This window comes from Bombella mellum, assembly GCF_014048465.1.
GTDB classification, from domain to species: Bacteria; Pseudomonadota; Alphaproteobacteria; order Acetobacterales; family Acetobacteraceae; genus Bombella; species Bombella mellum.
The window spans coordinates 407,904-424,353 of the sequence record NZ_PDLY01000001.1; the positions used below are offsets into that span (position 1 = coordinate 407,904).

A 16,450-nucleotide genomic window follows, 5' to 3' on the forward strand; every position below is an offset into this window, starting at 1 on the left:
CCTTTATGGGCCTTTCGGTGTCGTGGGAGAAGAGGGGGACGGGGATAAATCATCAAAATGATTCGTCCGTCCGGCTCCAAGGAACTGAAGCGTGTCCGTCTGCTGGTCCATGAAGGCCCCTTCGGCATCCTGCGTGCCGAACGGTCCCTCGGCATGGACCCAGTCATGCGTGGCAATGACCTGCTGTGGGAGGTCGATGTCGGCGGATGGACTGTTCAGCAGGACGCCGTCACTGCGGTAGATCACGACATGGCCATTCAGCGTGAGCGTCTGCTCATGCTGGAGATACATGCCATTGTCCGCCCTGGCATGGACCCACTGATGGTTGTGCAGCATGATGTCCGCTTCCGGCTCGATCATGTCGATGCGGTCATGTTCGCTCTGCTGGGCGATGCGAGCCGTGATGGTGTAGGGCCTGTTGTGTGAGTCGACATCACGGTAGGCCGCATGTTCCATCATGCCACTGTCCGTATGGGTCCGGCGCATGATGGCCAGAATGGCACTGTTCTGATGGATCAGGTGATTGATCTCCGGCCATGTTGCCACCGAGAGCAGCAGGAGGGCCGCCAGACCGGGCAGCACCCACTTGGCCCGCCGCATGAGCAGACGCCGCCGGGCCATGTCCTCGGCGGAAGGTGGCGTCCGCCGCCTGTTCATGGCCTCCTGACGCAGGGCATCCAGCTGGCGTGTCTTTTCCAGACGGTCGGAGTCAAAATCCTCCCGGTTGGGGGGCGGTGCGCTCATGAAAGACCTGCCCGCAGGAGGTCATGGAGGTGCAGGATGCCGACGGGGCGGCGGCCTTCATCCAGGATGAAAAGGCAGTTCACCGGCACGGTGCGGTCATTCATGAGGTGGCGCACGTCCTGCGCCCGCATGTCCGCCGTGCCCGTCAGGGGCGTGCGGTTCATGATCTCCACGGCCGTGGTGTTGTCGAGGTCACGGTCAAGGGCGGGGCGGAGGTCTCCATCGCTGATGAGACCGGCGAGGCGGCCCTCATCATCCAGAATGCCGATGCAGCCGAAGCTCTTGCGGGTGATTTCCAGAATCACGGCCCGGAGGGACATGTCCTCACGGCCCAGTGGCATGTCCTGCCCCGTATGCATGAAATTGCTGACGGGGCGGAGCTGGGCACCCAGCGTTCCTGCCGGGTGCAGAAGGCCGAAATCATGGGCATTGAAGTTGCGGCGTTCCAGCAGGGCGATGGCTAGTGCATCTCCCAGGGCCAGCTGGAGCAGGCAGGAGGTCGTCGGAGCCAGCCCCATTGGGCAGGCCTCCGGGGCCGCCGGAATGATGAGGGGAATCTGCACCGACTGGGCCAGCGTGGAGGTGGCCTTTGTCGTGAAGGCGATCTGCATGAGGTTCAGGCGGGCGGCATGGAGCAGGACCGGGGCCAGCTCGTTGGTTTCGCCAGAATTGGAAAGGTAGAGGATGACATCGCCCTTCTCCACCATGCCGAGGTCCCCGTGGGCCGCTTCCGCAGGATGGAGAAAAAGGGACGGTGTCCCTGTGGAGGCCAGGGTCGCATTGATCTTGCGGCCGATGTGACCTGATTTCCCCATTCCCGTCAGGATGAGGCGGCCTTTCATTGTCAGGATGGCATCAAGGGCGGCATCGAACCCTTCCTGCATGGGGCCATGCAGGGCCTCTTCCAGCTGCTCAAGCCCCCGACGCTCTGTCTGGAGGGCACGGCAGGCGGTCGAAAGGGAATGTGAGGTCATGGAAGGACTTTATCAGGCACGATGGGCAAAAATGTCTGACACATCATAGCCGAGAAGGTCCAGCTTTGCACGGGCGGGGAGGAAATCATAGCAGCTCTGGGCAAGTTCACGCCGTCCCTCCCGGATGAGCATGGCTTCCAGCTTCTCCCAGAGGGCATGGAGATGCAGCACGTCGGAGGCCGCATACTGGAGCTGTTCGTCCGTCAGGGTCGGGCTGCCCCAGTCGGAACTCTGCTGCTGCTTGGACATCTCGACGCCCAGCAGCTCCCGGCTGAGATAGGCGAGGCCGTGCCTGTCGGTGAAGGTATAGACAAGGCGGGCGGCAATCTTCGTGCAGATGACGGAGGAGAGCGTGATGCCGAGATAGTGCTGGAGCACGGCCACGTCGAACCGGGCAAAATGCATCAGCTTGGTGACGGAGCTGTCCTGAAGAAGAGCCTTGAGGTTGGGGCAGTGCCCGTACCCACGTCCGCCCAGATGTTCCGGCACGAACTGGACGAGATGTGCCTGACCGTCCCCGGAGGAAATCTGCACGAGGCAGAGCCGGTCCCGGTGCGGATTGAGACCCATCGTCTCCGTGTCGATGGCGATGGAAGGACCCAGCTTAAGACCGTCCGGGAGGTCGCCCTCATGAAGATGAATGGCGTTGCGCGGAGTGCTCATAATTTCACCGGATTTTTTCTGAGGGGTCACTTCTGCCCTGCCGGGAGGGGAGAAAGTCTTGGTGCCCAGAAGAAGACTCGAACTTCCACGTCCTTGCGGACACAGGCACCTGAAGCCTGCGCGTCTACCAATTCCGCCATCTGGGCACAAAGCTGTAAGAGGAAGCCGTCTCCGTGAGGAAGTCGCCTCAGCTCTGTGTGGATGCTTCTACGGGGTCTGCGGGATGTCGTCAACAGGGAAAATGCAGTTTCCTGAAAAATAGACGGAGAGAATCATGCCCTGCCCATAATGGACCGATATGGACCTATTATTCTTCATGAAACTGATAATCATCCGCAAAATTAGAAACATACCAGAGGTAATTGGTCAGCAATGTTGACTGTTTTTTTGTGGGCAAGCTGGTATCTGTGTAGAAACTGTTACGTTTATCCTGCCAGAGGTCCGTGTTTCCCTTCATGACCGTCGGGGCAGGCGCACCTGATGGTGTGGGCATTTCTCAGGGATCGATCTCATAATGGCTGAACAGATGCTGCGGTTCGTAAACTGCTCCCAGAAACTCCCGGACAAACGCTCGGCTGCCGAGAGACGGAAGGATTTTTGCGAGATTTACGCCGGGTTCAGCCCCCAGAGGGCGCAGGAGCAGGCGTCACGCTGTTCCCAGTGCGGGATTCCGTACTGCACGGTTCACTGCCCGCTGGGCAACGTCATCCCCGAATGGCTGCGCCTGACGACGGAAGGGCGGCTGAAGGAAGCCTATGAACTTTCCTCCAGCACCAACAGCTTTCCGGAAATCTGTGGCCGCATCTGTCCGCAGGACCGTCTCTGTGAAGGGAACTGCGTCATCCGTCCGGGTTTCAGCAGCGTGACCATCGGGGCCGTGGAGCGGTACGTCACCGAGACGGCCTTTGCGGAAGGCTGGGTCCTGCCCCGTCTGCCTGCCGAGGAAACGGGGCAGAGCGTGGGGATCGTCGGGTCCGGCCCGGCCGGTCTCGCCTGTGCCGAGCGTCTGCGGGCCGCAGGGCATGAGGTGCATGTCTATGAACGGCAGGAAAAACCCGGCGGGCTGCTGATGTACGGGATTCCGGGCTTCAAGCTGGACAAGAGCGTTGTGGAACGTCGCTGGAAGCTGCTGGAGGAGCAGGGAATCATCTTCCATCTGGGACAGTCCGTCGGGCATGGCGACGGTGCTCTGCCGCTGGAGGAGTTGCGCCAGCGGCATGATGCCGTTTTTCTGGCCACGGGCGTGTATCGTGCCCGGCAGGTGAGGGGGCCGGGGGCCGGTCTGGCCAATGTGGTGGAGGCCCTTCCTTACCTCAAGGCCTCCCAGACGGAGCATGGGACTGCTGGCCTGACAGCGAAAGGCAAACGTGTCGTGGTGCTGGGGGGCGGTGATACCGCCATGGACTGCGTCCGCACGGCCATCCGGCAGGGGGCGAGGGAGGTGGTCTGTGCCTATCGTCGGGACCGTGACAACATGCCCGGTTCCCGTCAGGAGGTTCTCAATGCGGAGGAGGAGGGAGCCCGCTTTGAGTGGATGCTGACACCGGAGGCTTTCCTTGGTGATGACAGGGTGAAGGCTGTCCGCCTGCGGGAGATGCGCCTCGGGGCAGCCGATGCGGCGGGCCGCCGGGCCGTGGAGCCGACGGAATCCACCCGTGAACTGAAGGCCGATCTGGTCATCTGTGCGCTGGGATTCGAGCCGGAAGACCTGCCGGTTCTCTGGAACCGGCCCGACCTCGCCGTGACACGGTGGGGCACGCTGGAGGTCTCCGGCAGCGGGCATGAAACCAGCCTGCCGGGGGTCTTTGCCGGTGGGGACATCGTCCGGGGGGCGAGCCTCGTCGTCTGGGCCATCCGGGACGGACGGGACGCCGCCGATTCCATCATGAACCATCTGTCTGCCGGGGCGGCCCGGACCGCAACATCTGTCGGGGAGTGTGCCTGATGACCACCATGAACGAAACCACGACCATGACATCCGCTCCGGAAACGGCACGGGACTTCGTGAAGGCCTATCAGGCCAATGTTGAACGGCTGGAAGGGCTGTATGACCCGGCGCAGGAGCATGATGCCTGTGGTGTAGGGCTTGTGGCGGCGATGGATGGCAGGCCCAGCCGTGCCGTGGTGCAGGCGGGCATCGAGGCCCTGGGCAACATCTGGCACCGTGGTGCCGTCGATGCTGATGGCAAGACGGGGGACGGGGCTGGCATCCATGTGGAAATCCCGCAGAACTTCTTTGAGGATGCCATCCATAATGCGGGTGACCTGCGGATCGAGGGACGCATTTCCGTCGGGATGGTCTTCCTGCCCCGCACGGATCTTGGAGCGCAGGAACGCTGCCGCCAGATCATCGAGACGGAAATCCTGCGGTTCGGCTATGGCATCTATGGCTGGCGTCAGGTGCCGATTGATACGGCCTGCATTGGCGAGAAGGCCAACGAGACCCGCCCTGAGATTGAGCAGATCATGATCCGCAACACGCTGGGGCGTGATGAGGAAACGCTGGAACGGGACCTCTACGTCATCCGTCGTCGGATCGAGCAGGAGGCGACACGGGCACAGGTGGAGCTGTACATCTGCTCCCTGTCCTGCCGCTCCCTCATCTACAAGGGCATGTTTCTGGCGGAAAACCTGACGGATTTTTACCCGGACCTGCTGGATGAGCGGTTCGTCTCCCGTTTTGCCATCTATCACCAGCGTTATTCCACCAACACCTTCCCGAAATGGAAGCTCGCCCAGCCTTTCCGCAAGATCGCCCATAACGGGGAGATCAACACGCTCTCCGGCAACGTCAACTGGATGCGGGCGCATGAGACACGGCTGAGCAGCCCGGTGCTGGATGACTACATGGAGGCCCTCAAGCCGGTCGTGCAGGTGGCGGGGTCCGACACGGCGGCTCTGGACAATGTCTTCGAGCTTCTGACCTTCGCCGGACGGACGGCACCATCCGCCAAGGCCCTGCTGATCCCGGCGGCGGCAGGGGCGAATTCCTCCCTGTCCGCCCGGGCCAAGGCGTTCTACCGCTACTGCAATGCCGTCATCGAGCCGTGGGACGGTCCGGCGGCCCTGTGCGGGACGGATGGCCGCTGGATCATCGCCGGGCTGGACAGGGCCGGTCTGCGGCCGCTGCGCTACAGCATCACGAAGGACGGGCTGCTGATCGTCGGGTCCGAGACGGGCATGGTGCGTGTACCGGATGAGGCCATCGCCCTGCGCGGGCGGCTCGGGCCGGGGCAGACCCTTGCGCTGGACCTCGATGAGGCCCGTTTCTATATGCCGGATGACGTGCTGGACATGCTTATCAACCGGCAGGATTATGAGAGCTGGATCAGGGACGGCATCGAGGATGTCGGGCCGCTGATGGCCCAGGTGACGGAACCGGACGGTATTGACGCCGAGACGCTGCGCCGCCGCCAGCTGGCCGTCAATCTGACCTATGAGGACATGGAGGCCACGCTCCAGCCGATGGTGGAGAATGGCAGCGAGGCTCTGGCCTCCATGGGGGATGACACGCCGCTTCAGGTGCTGTCCCGGCATTATCGGGGGCTGTCCCACTATTTCCGGCAGGGATTCAGCCAGGTGACGAACCCGCCGATCGACAGCCTGCGGGAAACACGGGCCATGAGCCTGGTGACGAGGCTGGGCAATCTGGGCAATATCCTTGCCGAGGAAGCGGGCCAGTGCCAGCTTCTCCAGCTTTCCAGCCCCATCCTGACGAATGGCGAGTTCAGCCGTCTTCAGGAGATGTGTGGCAGGCATGGTGAGGTCATCGACTGTACCTTCCCGCTGGCCGAGGGCGAGGACGGGATGCGGGCGGCTCTGACGCAGATATGCCAGAAGGCCGAGGATGCCGTGCGGGGTGGCTGTGCCCATCTCTTCCTGACCGATGAGCATGCCACGGAGGACCGTGTGGCGGTTCCCATGGTGCTGGCCGTGGCGGCTGTGCATGTCCATCTCATCAATCACAGCCTGCGGACCTTCACCTCCGTGAATGTCCGGGCCTCCGATGTGCTGGACGTGCACAGCCTCGCCGTGATGGTCGGGGTGGGAGCCTCCACGGTCAATCCGTGGCTGGCCCAGCAGAGCATTGCCGACCGTCTCCAGCGGGGGCTGTTCGGAAAGATGACCCTGCGGCAGGCCATGGAGCAGTACCGCAAGGCCGTGGACAAGGGGCTGCTCAAGATCATGTCCAAGGCGGGGATTTCGGTCGTCTCGGCCTATCGTGGCGGGTACAATTTCGAGGCGATCGGCCTCTCCCGTGCGCTTGTGGCCGAGTTCTTCCCCGGCATGGCGTCCCGCATTTCGGGCATCGGCCTGCCCGGTATCGCCCGGAACGTCATCAAGGCGCACAGGCAGGCATGGCAGCCTGCCAACGTGTCTCCGCTGCCCATCGGGGGGCGGTACAAGATCCGCCCGGGTGGGGAGGCGCACTCCTTTTCGGCCAGTGCGGTCCACATGCTGCAGACGGCAGTGCAGGCCAACAGCTACAGGCTCTTCCGCCGTTATGCGGACGCTCTGGAGGCGCAGGAGCCGGTCGCCCTGCGTGATCTGCTGGATTTCCGTTCCAGCGCACGGTCCATTGACGTGGATGACGTGGAAGGCATCACCCAGATCCGCCGCAGGCTGGTTGCCCCGGGCATCTCCCTCGGTGCGCTGAGTCCGGAAGCGCATGAGACGCTGGCCATCGCCATGAACCGCATCGGGGCGAAGTCCGATTCCGGCGAGGGAGGCGAGGACCCGGCCCGGGCCACACCACGGCCCAACGGGGACAATGCGTCCTCGGCCATCAAACAGGTGGCGTCCGGCCGCTTCGGCGTGACGGCGGAATATCTCAACAATTGCCGGGAGCTGGAGATCAAGGTCGCACAGGGGGCCAAGCCGGGCGAGGGAGGCCAGCTTCCGGGCTTCAAGGTCACGGAGCTGATCGCCCGTCTCCGTCATGCCACGCCGGGCGTCACGCTGATCTCGCCGCCGCCGCATCATGACATCTATTCCATCGAGGACCTCGCCCAGCTGATCTACGACCTCAAGCAGATCAACCCGGAGGCGACCGTGACGGTGAAGCTCGTGGCCCGGACGGGTATCGGGACCATCGCCGCCGGTGTGGCCAAGGCCAAGGCTGATGCCATCCTGATCTCCGGCCATTCCGGCGGGACGGGGGCCAGTGCCCAGTCTTCCATCTATTATGCTGGCCTGCCGTGGGAAATGGGGCTGAGCGAGACCCATCAGGTGTTGATGCTCAACCGTCTGCGCCACCGGCTGAAGCTGCGTGTCGATGGTGGAATCAAGACCGGGCGTGACGTGGTGATCGCCGCCATGCTGGGGGCCGAGGAGTTCGGCATCGGTACGGCGGCTCTCGTGGCAATGGGCTGCATCATGGTGCGGCAGTGCCATACCAATACCTGCCCTGTCGGTGTCTGCGTGCAGGATGAGGAGCTGCGGAAGAAGTTCGAGGGCACGCCGGAGAAGGTCATCAACCTTTTCACGCTGATAGCCGAGGATGTCCGCAACATTCTGGCCCGTCTGGGATACCGCTCCCTCGAGGAGATCATCGGCCGGACGGACCTGCTCCATCAGGTCTATCGTGGCTCGGATTATCTGGATGATCTGGACCTCAACGCCCTGCTGGTGCAGGCGGATACGGGCGGCTTTGCCCGTCACTGCACGCTGGAGGGACGCAACGAGGTCCCGGACACGCTGGATGCACAGATCATCGCCGATGCGCAGCCGCTGTTCGAGCGGCGGGAGAAGCTGCATCTGCACTATATCGTCCGCAACACGCATCGTGCGGTGGGGACGAGGCTGTCATCCCTCATCACCCGTCGCTTCGGCATGGCCAGCCTGCCGGAAGGGCATCTGACGCTCTCCCTGCGTGGGTCTGCCGGTCAGTCCCTTGGGGCCTTCGCCGTACAGGGGCTGCGCATCGAGGTGGAAGGTGATGCCAACGACTATGTCGGCAAGGGCCTCTCCGGAGCCACTCTGGTGCTGCGGCCCAGCAGTGCCACACCCTGCGCCACGGAGAAGAATTCCATCATCGGCAACACGGTGCTTTATGGTGCGACGGCGGGGGCACTCTTTGCCGCCGGGCAGGCCGGAGAACGGTTCGCCGTGCGGAACTCCGGTGCCGTGGCCGTGGTGGAAGGCTGTGGCTCCAATGGCTGCGAATACATGACAGGCGGTACGGTCGTTGTTCTGGGCAAGGCCGGGGACAATTTCGGGGCAGGCTTCACGGGTGGTACGGCCTATGTGCTGGACCGTGATGGTGACTTTCCGAAACGGGTGAATCACGACACGGTCATGTGCCAGCCCGTGACGGCCAGACGGTGGAAGGACGAGCTGCGGGGCCTCGTGGAGCGGCACGAGCGTGAGACGGGCAGTGCCTATGCGGCGGATATCCTGCACCACTGGGACGAGGTCTTGCCGAAGTTCTGGCATGTCGTGCCGAAGGACTATGCCCGCATCATCGGGTATGAGGAGGCCGATCTCAGAAGCCTGTCGGCCTGACGGGAGCCGCCGGGGCTGGGCTGGATGATGGGCTGTGACAGAAAAGAGAGTTTTCACAGCCTCCTCGCTTGGCTAGTCTGATGGGATGACGACATCATTTCTCAAGACACGCTCTCTTGCCCGTCTGCCGGAAGGCAGGCAGGTTTCTGCCCCGGAAGGTGAGGCGGCTGCGCCCGTGGCCGCCCCCCGCTGGGACCTTTCCGACCTCTATGCCTCCCCGGAAGACCCGGCCATTGAGTCGGATTTCGTCCGGCTGGAGCATGTGGCCCGGACATTCGAAAACCGCTGGAAGGGTACGCTGGGCAAGGCCTCTCCGGCCGATCTGGCCCATGCCCTCCAGGGCTATGAGGTGATCGAGGAGGGGCTAGGGAAGATCGGCTCCTATTCCCAGCTTCTCTTTGCAGCCCACACGACCGACCCCGCCTGTGGCCGTTTCGCCCAGAGCGTGCGGGAACGTCTGACCGCCATTTCAGCCTTTCTGCTGTTCTTCCCGCTGGAGCTGAACCGGCTGGATGATGCAGCCCTTGAGAAAGGCTTCAGCGAGAATGCGGAGCTGGCCTCATGGAAACCTTATCTGCGGGACCTGCGGGTCTTCCGCCCCTATCAGCTTTCCGATGAGGTTGAGCGTGTCCTGATGGACATGGCCGTCTCTGGCCGGAATGCGTGGGTGCGGCTGTTTGACGAGACCATGGCCGGGCTGATGGTCTCCTTCGAGGGGAAAGAGCAGCCGCTGGGCGACGTGTTCAATTACATGACGGACAGCGACCGGAAAAAGCGGGAAGAGGCGGCCAGGGCCATCAGTGCCACGCTGGCAGCCAACAACAAGCTGCTGGTGGACATCACCAACACGCTGGCCAAGGACAAGGCCACGATCGACATCATGCGGGGCTATCCTCGTCCTGTCAGTGGCCGCAACCGGGCGAACATGGTGGAAGATGAGGTGGTGGACGCGCTGGTGGATGCCGTGCAGTCGTCCTTCTCCCGTCTCTCCCATCGTTATTACGGCATGAAGGCCCGCTGGCTGGGGCTGGAAAAGCTGGAACACTGGGACCGTAACGCCCCGCTGCCTGATGTGCAGGACAGGCGGCTGAGCTGGGATGAGGGCAAGGCGATTGTCCAGCGTGCCTATCAGGATTTTGATGAGGAGATGGGCCGCCATGCCAGCACGTTCCTCAACAGCCCGTGGATCGATGCGGCAGCCGTACCGGGCAAGTCTTCCGGGGCGTTTGCCCATCCGGTCGTGCCCTCCGTGCATCCTTACCTGCTGATGAACTATCATGGCCGTCCCCGTGACGTCATGACGCTGGCCCATGAGATGGGGCACGGCATCCATCAGATGCTGGCCGGGAAGAAGCAGGGCTATCTCCGTTCCGACACGCCGCTGACGCTGGCCGAGACGGCCTCCGTCTTCGGGGAGATGCTGACCTTCCAGTCCCTGCTGGATGCGGAGAGTGATCCGAAACGCCGTCATCATCTGCTGGCCTCCAAGGTGGAGGACATGCTGAACACGGTCGTGCGGCAGATCGCCTTCTACCAGTTCGAGGTGCAGGTGCATGATGAACGCCGTAGGGGCGAAATCCCTGCCGAGCGTCTTGGTGAAATCTGGCGGGACGTGCAGACACGCAGCCTTGGCCCGGCCTTCAGCTTCACCCCGGATTATGACCTCTACTGGTCATACATTCCGCATTTCATCCACTCGCCCTTCTATGTGTACGCCTATGCCTTTGGCGACTGTCTGGTGAATGCGCTTTATGGCGTGTATCAGGACAGCCCGGCAGGCTTTGCGGAAAAATACAAGGAGATGCTTGCCGCCGGTGGCACGTTGCGCCATCAGGAGCTGCTCGCACCGTTCGGGCTGAATGCCGGTGATCCGTCCTTCTGGAACCGTGGTCTGGATGTCATTTCCGGGCTGATCGACCAGCTTGAGGCTGAACCGGCCGCATGAGGATGAAAGCCGGCCTGCATGCCATGCGGGCTGGCACACTGCCTGACAGGGCAACAGGTAAGGGTTGAGATCATGGCACGTGAACGTGACATCGACAGGACGGGCTTTGTCGATAACATGCAGCGCATGTTCCGGGCCTCCAGCATGGTGGGGGGTGTTGCGGCCCGCATGGCCGGGCACAAGCTGGGCCTGCGGAGCAACACGACCACCCATGCGGAGGAGCTGCGGGCCGTTCTGGGCAACCTGAAAGGCCCGATGATGAAGGCTGCCCAGCTTCTCTCGACCATTCCCGGTGCCCTGCCTGATGACTATGCCGAGGAGCTGGCCCATCTCCAGGCCAATGCGCCGCCGATGGGATGGAATTTTGTCCAGCGGCGGATGAGGGCCGAGCTGGGGGCGGGGTGGGAATCCCGCTTCCGGTCTTTCAGCCATGAGGCCGTGGCGGCGGCGTCGCTGGGGCAGGTGCATCGTGCGGCTCTGGCTGACGGACGTGAGGTGGCCTGCAAGCTGCAATATCCCGGCATGGCGGGAGCCATGGAGCAGGACCTCCGGCAGCTGAAGCGGGGTCTGGGCGTGTTCAGCCTCGTGGGCAATGCCATCCGGCAGGATGAGGTCTATGCCGAACTGGCCGAACGGATGCGGGAAGAGCTGGATTATACACGGGAGGCCAGCCACCTGCGGCTCTACAGGCTCATGCTGGCGGACGTGCCGGAAGTCACCGTGCCTGCTCCCGTACCCGGGCTGGTCACGGAACGGCTGCTGACGATGGACTGGGTGGGGGGGCGCTCCATGAAGTCCGTGCTGGAGGAACAGCTCCCGCAGGAAGAGCGCAACGCCATTGCGGTTGCGCTGTTCAAGGCTTGGTACAGGCCCGTCTATCATTATGGTGTCGTGCATGGTGACCCGCACATGGGCAATTTCACCGTGCGGCAGGATGGTGGGCTGAACCTGTTGGATTTCGGTTCCGTACGCATTTTCTCGCCCCGGTTTGTCGGTGGTGTTCTGTCTCTCTTCGATGCCCTGCGGGATGGCGATGAGGAACGGGCCTACGAGGCCTATCATGACTGGGGCTTCAGGGACATTTCACGGGAGCGGGCTGCCGTGCTCAATGAGTGGGCACGCTTCTTCTATCGTCCTCTCATGACGGATGAAATCTGCAACGTGGAAGAGAGCAACAACCCGCAGGAGGCCCGCCGGGTGCTGGAGCATGTCTATGACGGGCTGAAGCGCACGGGCGGCATCACTCTGCCACGGGAATTCGTCATGCTGGACCGCTCGGCCATCGGGCTGGGCAGTGCCTTCCTGCGGCTGGGAGCACGGGTGAACTGGCACCGGCTCTTCATGGAGCTGACGCAGGATTTCAATGTGGATGTTCTGGCGGCCCGGCAGAAGGATGCCCTGCGGAAGGCGCAGGTCCAGCCCGCCAGATGAAGGCAAGGCCGGACGGGTGAGCATACCGGTCCGGCCTTGCCTGTCAGGATGGGCAGGGAACTGTCAGCGGAAGAATTTGCTCAGCAGGTTGCCGCCGATTTCCTGGATCACGTCCTGCTGGAGGGCCTTGCCGAAGCTGGCGAAGCCGCTGCTCTGCTCACCGGAGCTTTCGCCCCCATTTTTCTCGCCGAGATGGCTCACCAGACCGGCCAGCTGGCCGACGAGGTCTCCGGCATGGCCTTGGCCATTCTGGAAGATGGAGGAAATCTGCTGGAGGCTCGCAGCCCATTCCCCAGCCTGCGTGTCGCCATTCTGCGAGGCGTCCTGCATCTGGCCGATCAGCCGGTCAATCAGCTGGAAGGCCTGCTGCGCCGTGTTGCGGAACTGCGTGTAGCTCTGCTCGATCTGTTCGATATCCATAAGGTTCTGACCTTTTTGTGGAAGTGGAGCCTCAATGGGCAGTCAAGAGGCAGACCAATGGTAAACAACCTCCCAAAAACTGCCAGTCTTTTTATGAGGAACAGGCAGTGAGGGGAAGAGGGTGCATTTATTCCAGTAAAGGCATCTTGTGGCAGCGGACAGATGTGCCCATTTAGGGGCAATGACAGTCTCTTCGTCGTCCCGCAGAAAGAAAAAACCTGTCGCACCCCGCCAGACGGATTTTTTCCCTGAAAAACAGCCCGCCAAACCGAAGATCAACCGGTTTGTCGTGAAGTCCGATTACGAACCCTCCGGGGACCAGCCGCAGGCCATCGCCGCCCTGCTGGACGGGCTGAAGGCTGGGGAGCGGGACCAGGTGCTGATGGGCGTGACGGGGTCGGGCAAGACCTTCACCATGGCCAAGGTGATTGAGGCGGCGCAGCGGCCCACGCTCATCATGGCTCCCAACAAGACACTGGCGGCCCAGCTCTATAGTGAGATGAAACAGTTCTTCCCCGACAATGCGGTGGAATATTTCGTTTCCTACTATGATTACTATCAGCCGGAAGCCTATGTGCCCCGCTCGGATACCTTCATCGAGAAGGACAGCCAGCGCAATGAGCGCATCGACCGGATGCGCCATGCTGCCACGCAGGCCCTGCTGGAAAGGAACGATGTCATCATCGTGGCCTCCGTGTCCTGCATTTATGGTATCGGCTCGCCCGAATCTTATGCCCGCATGAAAATCCGCCTCGTGCCGGGGGAGATCATCGACCGGGACGATCTGATCCGCCATCTGGTGGAGCTGCAATATCAGCGGAATGATCTGGCCTTCGAGCGTGGGTCATTCCGGGTGCGGGGGGAGCAGGTGGACATTTTCCCCATCCAGAACGAGGATAGGGCGTGGCGTGTCATGCTCTTCGGGGATGAGGTGGAGAGCATCACCGAATTCGACCCGCTGACGGGGGAGAAGACGGCTGATCTTGAAGAGGTCAGCCTCTATGCCAGCTCCCATTATGTGACGCCCCGCCCTACGCTCAATCAGGCGATGGTCAGCATCAAGGATGAACTGCAGGACCGCATCCAGTATTTCAGGGACAAGGGAAAGCCGCTGGAGGAAGAACGCATCCTCCAGCGGACCAATTTTGATCTTGAGATGCTGGAAACGACAGGCGTCTGCAAGGGGATTGAGAACTACTCCCGCTATCTTTCAGGTCGCCGTCCCGGTGATCCGCCGCCAACCCTCTTTGAATATCTGCCGGAAGATGCCCTGCTGATCGTGGATGAAAGCCATGTCGGCGTGCCCCAGATTGGCGGGATGGAACGGGGGGACCGTGCCCGCAAGGAAACGCTGGCAGATTTTGGGTTCCGTCTTCCCTCCTGTCTGGATAACCGGCCCCTGTCTTTTTCGGAGTGGGATGCCTTCCGGCCGCAGAGCATCTTCGTGTCCGCCACGCCGGGGCCGTGGGAGATGGAACAGACGGAAGGCGTGTTTGCCGAGCAGATCATCCGTCCGACCGGCCTGACAGACCCCATCACTATCATCCGACCCGTGGAAGGGCAGGTGGACGACCTGCTGCATGAGGCCAGGGCGACCATTGCCGAGAATGGCCGTGTCCTCGTCACGACCCTGACCAAGCGCATGGCTGAGGACCTGACGGAATATCTTTCCGAACATGGCGTGAAGGTGCGGTATCTCCATTCCGACATTGATACGCTGGAGCGCATGGAGATCATCCGGGACCTGCGGCTGGGAGCCTTTGATGTTCTCGTGGGCATCAACCTGCTGCGGGAAGGGCTGGATATTCCCGAATGTGCCCTTGTGGCGATTCTCGATGCGGACAAGGAAGGATTCCTGCGGTCCCGTACCTCTCTGGTGCAGACGATCGGCCGTGCGGCCCGTAACGTGAATGGCCGTGTCCTGCTCTATGCGGACAAGGAAACGGACAGCCTGCGCTACGCCATCGAGGAAACGGCCCGCCGCCGGGAAAAGCAGATGGCCTGGAACGAGGCGCACGGCATCACGCCGCAGACGGTCCGCAGCCGCATCAGCGACACGCTCTTTCAGGAAGAGCTGGCGGGCAAGGAAGCTCCGCCGGAGTCTGATCCGCAGCTCACCATTGACGATCTGCGCAAGAAAATGCGTGAAGCGGCGGCAGAGCTGGACTTTGAGCAGGCTGCCGCCCTGCGGGATGAGATCCACCGGCGGGAGGCCAGTGACATTGGCCTCATCGCTCCACCTCCGGCAGCTTCGCAGGCCAGACAACGCAAGACGACCAGACGGAAAAAGAAGGACTGACCATGCTGGAACTCAAGAGAGACGGGCAGAGCCTGACCATCCTGCCGGAGACGGGAGCTGCCCTTGGCCAGTGGCAGGTGCACGGGCATGACATGTTCCGTCCGGTCGCCAATCCGGCCCTGCGGAACCAGAAGGGCGTGGCCGTGGGGGCCTATCCTCTGCTGCCCTATGTCAACAGGATTGCTGACGGGCATTTTGCCTTTGGGGGGGAAGAGCACAGGCTGCTCCCCAACATGGAGGGCTGCCCGCATCCCATCCATGGCAATGGCTGGGAGCATGAATGGCAGGTGACGCACAGGGCGGACAGTCACGCCATCCTGACCTTCGATCACACGCCTTCTGATGATGGGGCTGGTCGGGGGGAGTGGCCCTATGCCTATCGGGCCGTCATGTCCTACGAGCTGCGGGCGGACGGGCTGCATGTCTCCATCGTGATCCGGAACAGCGATACGGTCGATCAGCCGGTCGGTCTGGGGTTCCATCCTTTCTTCCATGCGGAGGCTGGCTCCCGTCTGAAATTCGCGGCGGACTCGGTCTGGTTGACGGACGGTCACGGCCTGCCGACCGAAAAAAAGGTTTGCGAAGGTGAGTGGGATTTTTCGAAAGGACAGGCCCTTGAGGAGCTGAGGCTGGATAACGGGTTTGTCGGATTTGCCGGTCAGGCCCGGCTGGAGCAGCCCGGTGGCCTGCCGGGCCTGACGGTGGAGGCGGACCGGATTTTCTCGCATCTGGTGGTCTTCTCCCAGCCGGAGGAGGGCTATGTGGCCATCGAGCCGGTCACGAGCATGACGGACGCCATCAACAGACCGGAGGTTGCCGGACGTGGCGTGCATGTGCTGGCACCGGGGCAGAGCCTTGGCGGCATGATCCGCTTTCGTGCCGATGCCTCACGTCGCCCGGCGGAAGGCTGACGCCGGATGGCTGCCGAGAAGATTGCCCTGCACCGTTATCTTTCCCCACAGGGTGCGGCCCGGATGCGGGCGGAGCTGAAGGAGCTGACCCAGAAGGAGCGGCCGCAGGTCGTGGAGGTCGTCTCATGGGCGGCGAGTAATGGCGACCGTTCGGAGAATGCGGACTATCAGTATGGCAAACGCCGCCTGCGGGAGATTGACCGGCGCATCCGCTTCCTGACGAAACGGCTGGATCAGGCCGTGATCGTCGATCCGGCAGCCCAGGCCAACCGGAACCGTGTCTTCTTCGGGGCCACCGTCTGCTATGCGGATGAGGAGGACCGTCGCTATACCGTGACGATCCTTGGCGTGGATGAGGCCCGGCTGGAGCATGGGGAGGTCAGCCTGCAGGCTCCGGTGGCCCGTGCTCTCATGAAAGCTGCCGTGCATGATGAGGTCACCATGCAGACACCATCCGGCCCCGTCCTTGTGGAAGTGCTGTCCATCGCCTATCCGGCCCCGGCCTGATATGGTGGGGTCCTGAAAGAAACCGTTCGGTCCTGAACTGCTTTTGCGGAGT

The 16,450-nt window shown here is 62.4% G+C and carries 11 protein-coding genes and 1 tRNA gene; 7 read left to right on the plus strand and 5 right to left on the minus strand.

Annotation, left to right across the window (positions count from 1 at the left end; all coding sequences use genetic code 11):
• Window positions 1-3 precede the first annotated feature (3 nt).
• The 4 genes from lptC to CPA56_RS01815 form a co-directional block, all read right to left on the minus strand.
• Window positions 4-744: an LPS export ABC transporter periplasmic protein LptC gene (lptC, locus tag CPA56_RS01800; RefSeq protein WP_182040322.1), complete on the minus strand. Its 741-nt coding sequence runs from the start codon at window positions 742-744 to the stop codon at window positions 4-6.
• Window positions 741-1,718, minus strand: coding sequence for a KpsF/GutQ family sugar-phosphate isomerase (locus CPA56_RS01805; protein ID WP_182040323.1), 978 nt, complete (start codon window positions 1,716-1,718; stop codon window positions 741-743). Before CPA56_RS01805 ends, lptC begins: the two co-directional genes overlap by 4 nt.
• 12 nt (window positions 1,719-1,730) lie before the next feature.
• Window positions 1,731-2,381 (minus strand): ribonuclease D, encoded by a 651-nt coding sequence (locus CPA56_RS01810; RefSeq protein ID WP_182040324.1) that lies wholly within the window; start codon window positions 2,379-2,381, stop codon window positions 1,731-1,733.
• A 59-nt stretch (window positions 2,382-2,440) separates the two neighbouring features.
• A tRNA-Leu gene (locus tag CPA56_RS01815) sits at window positions 2,441-2,527 on the minus strand.
• Window positions 2,528-2,895: 368 nt separating this feature from the next.
• Between CPA56_RS01815 and CPA56_RS01820 the strand changes: the two genes are divergently transcribed.
• From CPA56_RS01820 to CPA56_RS01835, 4 genes are all read left to right on the plus strand, one after another.
• Window positions 2,896-4,326, plus strand: a complete 1,431-nt coding sequence (locus tag CPA56_RS01820; protein ID WP_182040325.1) for an NAD(P)-dependent oxidoreductase — start codon at window positions 2,896-2,898, stop codon at window positions 4,324-4,326.
• Complete coding sequence (gltB, locus tag CPA56_RS01825) at window positions 4,326-8,885, plus strand: glutamate synthase large subunit (protein WP_407645626.1); 4,560 nt, start codon at window positions 4,326-4,328, stop codon at window positions 8,883-8,885. The genes CPA56_RS01820 and gltB overlap by 1 nt, the downstream gene beginning before the upstream one ends.
• 85 nt (window positions 8,886-8,970) lie before the next feature.
• Window positions 8,971-10,830, plus strand: coding sequence for a M3 family oligoendopeptidase (locus tag CPA56_RS01830; RefSeq protein ID WP_182040326.1), 1,860 nt, complete (start codon window positions 8,971-8,973; stop codon window positions 10,828-10,830).
• 72 nt (window positions 10,831-10,902) lie between these two features.
• Complete coding sequence (locus tag CPA56_RS01835) at window positions 10,903-12,261, plus strand: ABC1 kinase family protein (RefSeq protein ID WP_182040327.1); 1,359 nt, start codon at window positions 10,903-10,905, stop codon at window positions 12,259-12,261.
• Between the two features lie 63 nt (window positions 12,262-12,324).
• Here CPA56_RS01835 and CPA56_RS01840 read toward each other — a convergent pair whose 3' ends face one another.
• A complete protein-coding gene (locus tag CPA56_RS01840) occupies window positions 12,325-12,681 on the minus strand; it encodes a hypothetical protein (RefSeq protein ID WP_086431097.1) in 357 nt (118 codons plus the stop codon).
• Window positions 12,682-12,862: 181 nt separating this feature from the next.
• Between CPA56_RS01840 and uvrB the strand changes: the two genes are divergently transcribed.
• The 3 genes from uvrB to greB are packed head-to-tail and all read left to right on the plus strand — an operon-like array spanning window position 12,863 to window position 16,398.
• Window positions 12,863-14,980: an excinuclease ABC subunit UvrB gene (uvrB, locus tag CPA56_RS01845; RefSeq protein WP_182040328.1), complete on the plus strand. Its 2,118-nt coding sequence runs from the start codon at window positions 12,863-12,865 to the stop codon at window positions 14,978-14,980.
• A 2-nt stretch (window positions 14,981-14,982) separates the two neighbouring features.
• Entirely contained in the window at window positions 14,983-15,891 is a 909-nt protein-coding gene (locus CPA56_RS01850; protein ID WP_182040329.1) for an aldose 1-epimerase, read from the plus strand.
• Window positions 15,892-15,897: 6 nt separating this feature from the next.
• Window positions 15,898-16,398, plus strand: a complete 501-nt coding sequence (greB, locus tag CPA56_RS01855; protein ID WP_182040330.1) for a transcription elongation factor GreB — start codon at window positions 15,898-15,900, stop codon at window positions 16,396-16,398.
• Window positions 16,399-16,450: the final 52 nt, after the last annotated feature.

Bases quoted from the DNA above. Each gene is read 5' to 3' on its own strand.
- lptC (WP_182040322.1), bottom strand. From the start codon at position 744: ATGAGCGCACCGCCCCCCAACCGGGAGGATTTTGACTCCGACCGTCTG.
- CPA56_RS01805 (WP_182040323.1), bottom strand. From the start codon at position 1,718: ATGACCTCACATTCCCTTTCGACCGCCTGCCGTGCCCTCCAGACAGAG.
- CPA56_RS01810 (WP_182040324.1), bottom strand. From the start codon at position 2,381: ATGAGCACTCCGCGCAACGCCATTCATCTTCATGAGGGCGACCTCCCG.
- CPA56_RS01820 (WP_182040325.1), top strand. From the start codon at position 2,896: ATGGCTGAACAGATGCTGCGGTTCGTAAACTGCTCCCAGAAACTCCCG.
- gltB (WP_407645626.1), top strand. From the start codon at position 4,326: ATGACCACCATGAACGAAACCACGACCATGACATCCGCTCCGGAAACG.
- CPA56_RS01830 (WP_182040326.1), top strand. From the start codon at position 8,971: ATGACGACATCATTTCTCAAGACACGCTCTCTTGCCCGTCTGCCGGAA.
- CPA56_RS01835 (WP_182040327.1), top strand. From the start codon at position 10,903: ATGGCACGTGAACGTGACATCGACAGGACGGGCTTTGTCGATAACATG.
- CPA56_RS01840 (WP_086431097.1), bottom strand. From the start codon at position 12,681: ATGGATATCGAACAGATCGAGCAGAGCTACACGCAGTTCCGCAACACG.
- uvrB (WP_182040328.1), top strand. From the start codon at position 12,863: ATGACAGTCTCTTCGTCGTCCCGCAGAAAGAAAAAACCTGTCGCACCC.
- CPA56_RS01850 (WP_182040329.1), top strand. From the start codon at position 14,983: ATGCTGGAACTCAAGAGAGACGGGCAGAGCCTGACCATCCTGCCGGAG.
- greB (WP_182040330.1), top strand. From the start codon at position 15,898: ATGGCTGCCGAGAAGATTGCCCTGCACCGTTATCTTTCCCCACAGGGT.